Consider the following 2,915-nt stretch of genomic DNA (forward strand, 5'->3'; position numbering starts at 1 on the left):
GGAGTGCGGGTTTGACTTATCAGACTTTCCCCCCAAGGGCTGTAGTGGAAGTACTGGTACGGCACTCCCGCTCCATCGGTCACATACTCCACATGACCGGGATGACCCATCCCTTGCGCCCCAGGGCTCACAAAAAGCACCTTGTATTGCCGGTTCGTTCTTGCAACTGCAGACCCCCTCATCGCTTTGCAGAAGTATAGCTAAAATACTGGAGATTTAGTAAAACGGAAGATTTTTTTTATGAGTTTAGTGAGATTGAAAAAACTACTGTAAGTATTTGTGTTTTTCGGCTTTCAGCCCGTAATGCTTAATAACTTCCGCCATTGTCAGCCGTTGTTTGATTTCTTCTATGGTCATACCTGTATGCGCTTTAAGGTTTAAAAAATTGTTTGGTCATTATTGACCATCGCAAAGGTAAAATAAAATTTCCATTATTGACCAACTAAAAAGGTCATAAAGATTAATTTTTTGCTCATAATTGTCATAATGACTAACTTTGCAACAAATCACAAGCAGATGACAGTAGGCGAAAAAATAAAGCAAGTCCGCAAGGAGAAAGGATTACAGCAAAAAGCGGTAGCCCTTGAGATTGGTTTAGACCAAAGTAATTACAACAAAATTGAGAACGGAAGGCGTGAACCCTCTGTAGAAGTGTTGCAAAAACTTTCGGTTATTTTCGGGGTTACGGTAGATGATTTGCTAAACCCGGATAACAACCAACCAAGTCCGGTAACTGTAGAAGATAAAACCGTTACCGAAAAAATACGGCTGATTGAACAGCTTGAAGATGAAGATAAAAACGTGATTTATAAAATGCTTGATACAATGCTGACCAAAAAGAAGTTTCAGGATTTCTTTCAGCAAAACATAGCAACTAAATAATTTGGATATGAAATTACAGATAATACAGGACAGCAAAGGAAAAGCTACCGGAGTTTACATTCCCATCAGCGAGTGGAAGGAACTCAAAAAGCAGTACAAGGACTTGGAAACTTTGGAATACGAAGAGCCTACCAAAGAACAGATTTTACAGGAACTCAAAGAAGCGGTAAAGGAACTTAAATTAGTGGAACAGGGCAAACTTAAAGCCCGACCTGCAAAAGAGCTTTTGGATGAGTTATAATATTTCTTCTATACCGCTTTTCGATAAGCAGGCTAAACGACTGGCTAAAAAATATCCTTCGCTTAAAAGAGACTTGGCCGGGCTTATCGAAAAACTTACCGATGAGCCGGAACAGGGAACGGCTCTTGGCAATAGTTTTTATAAAATACGCCTTGCCATTGCTTCAAAAGGGAAAGGAAAATCAGGTGGTGCAAGGGTCATTACCTACGTGAAAGTAGCCCACAATACCGTTTACCTCACTTCCATTTTCGACAAGTCCGAAAAAAGCACCATCACCGATAAAGAACTTGAACAGATTTTTAAACTGATTCCATAAAAAAAACCGCCAAGCTGTTAAGCCTGACGGTTGCCCTGTGTTGTGTAGTTTTATTTCTGATAAAACTTTCTTGGTGCTGTCTCACTATCTCTTGTATATCCTGTATCTATCAATACACTGTACCCCATTACCCTAATAGGTATTTCTATAGGGTCTCCATATAGTTGCGGACTACCATAAAAACCAATCATTATACTATCACCTTCCAAATTTATATCTGCAATATTGTTTGCTCTACAGATTGTATCAATAGCACTTCCTTTTGTTGCTACAATGTAGTCTGGTGACTCTGAATATGCCGCAGAATAAAAAAACCAAGCTATAGTCATATTATCCTCTTGTATTTCTTTTAAATACAATCGCTTACTGCCCGTTTCAAAACTTGGCACGGGGAGAAAAAAGTAAAAATACCCGATGATAACTAAAATTAAAACGGCTATTGAAATTAACATCACTCGGATTTTCATTGCCTATTTTTTATAAAAACTTCCAAAGTACCCATAATAAATATAACTTCCCGAATATGTATGTTCTCCGTAATATGGAAATCCCGAGTTATATCCAGTTCCTTGATTTGCTTTTTGATTGTATTTTCCAACCTCTGGCATTACTTGCTTGTAATACCAATCTGCTCCCATAGTAAATGGCTTGGTACTTCTCATATTGGCACCGAAAGTTATATTCCCAACTGCCCGAAGTGTGGTAATGATAGGTTTACCATCTGCCGTGTTCCCTGCTTTTATTGCGGTGTATTTGTCAGCCCCTAAACTAACTTTAAAATCTAAAGGTCCTCCATTAGCAGACATTTCACGTAAAATCTGTAGCGCACCATAGAAGGTGGCTGGAGATTGCCTTTTTATCTCTTCTGAAAATAACTCCTGCCCCCAGTCTAACAACCTTTGTGCATCAGCGTTATAAATGGTCGCTGTTGTATATTTATTGGGCTTTACTGTTCCTGTTACCGTTAGCTTATCAAGTCTAAATGTAACATTAGCGTGACCTTTAAACTCTCCTGTTTTGTCATTCGTCAACATAAAATCAGTAGGTTGCATTGTAGTCCCAATCACTTCCCCTGTCCTTTTACCATCAGCACCTCTAACATAAATATTATTATCCCCATCATCTTTTGCTCCAACCACAGTGTAAGAACCATCTTCATTTTTAGTAACATCTGTACTTTCAAATAATCCATCTGGGTCAACCCAATAAACTGGATTACAAAAGAACGCTCTGTACGGTGACCAACCCGGTGCAGCACCCGCCATTGGGTCAACACTCAACCACTTGCTCACCACCGGGTGGTAGTACCTGGCTCCGTAGTAGAAGAGCCCGCTTTCGGAGTCGAGCTCTTTGGCATTGAAGCGATAGGGTGTGCTGAAGCCGGTGGAGTTGGGAGTGCGGGTTTGACTTATCAGACTTTCCCCCCAAGGGCTGTAGTGGAAGTACTGGTACGGCACTCCGGCTCCATCGGTCACA

The 2,915-nt window shown here is 40.4% G+C and carries 6 protein-coding genes; 4 read left to right on the forward strand and 2 right to left on the reverse strand.

From position 1 onward, the window contains the following. From DES35_RS11645 to DES35_RS11270, 4 genes are all read left to right on the forward strand, one after another. The coding region (locus DES35_RS11645; RefSeq protein ID WP_211306563.1) for a hypothetical protein at window positions 1-200 on the forward strand (200 nt) is incomplete at its 5' end. Between the two features lie 316 nt (window positions 201-516). After that, the gene (locus DES35_RS11260) at window positions 517-882 is read left to right on the forward strand and encodes a helix-turn-helix domain-containing protein (protein ID WP_114366614.1); all 366 of its coding nucleotides are present in this window, start codon (window positions 517-519) and stop codon (window positions 880-882) included. 7 nt (window positions 883-889) lie between these two features. Continuing rightward, window positions 890-1,123, forward strand: coding sequence for a hypothetical protein (locus DES35_RS11265; protein WP_114366610.1), 234 nt, complete (start codon window positions 890-892; stop codon window positions 1,121-1,123). Then, the gene (locus DES35_RS11270) at window positions 1,113-1,439 is read left to right on the forward strand and encodes a type II toxin-antitoxin system RelE/ParE family toxin (RefSeq protein WP_114366611.1); all 327 of its coding nucleotides are present in this window, start codon (window positions 1,113-1,115) and stop codon (window positions 1,437-1,439) included. The genes DES35_RS11265 and DES35_RS11270 overlap by 11 nt, the downstream gene beginning before the upstream one ends. Before the next feature lie 50 nt (window positions 1,440-1,489). On the opposite strand, the gene DES35_RS11275 is transcribed toward DES35_RS11270, so the two are convergent. Together DES35_RS11275 and DES35_RS11280 are read right to left on the reverse strand one after the other, a co-directional pair. Continuing rightward, window positions 1,490-1,906, reverse strand: coding sequence for a hypothetical protein (locus DES35_RS11275; RefSeq protein WP_114366612.1), 417 nt, complete (start codon window positions 1,904-1,906; stop codon window positions 1,490-1,492). A 3-nt stretch (window positions 1,907-1,909) separates the two neighbouring features. Further along, window positions 1,910-2,914, reverse strand: a complete 1,005-nt coding sequence (locus DES35_RS11280; protein WP_114366613.1) for an RHS repeat-associated core domain-containing protein — start codon at window positions 2,912-2,914, stop codon at window positions 1,910-1,912. Window position 2,915: the final 1 nt, after the last annotated feature.

Origin of the sequence: Schleiferia thermophila, from assembly GCF_003337435.1 — a bacterium.
Taxonomy (GTDB): domain Bacteria; phylum Bacteroidota; class Bacteroidia; order Flavobacteriales; family Schleiferiaceae; genus Schleiferia; species Schleiferia thermophila.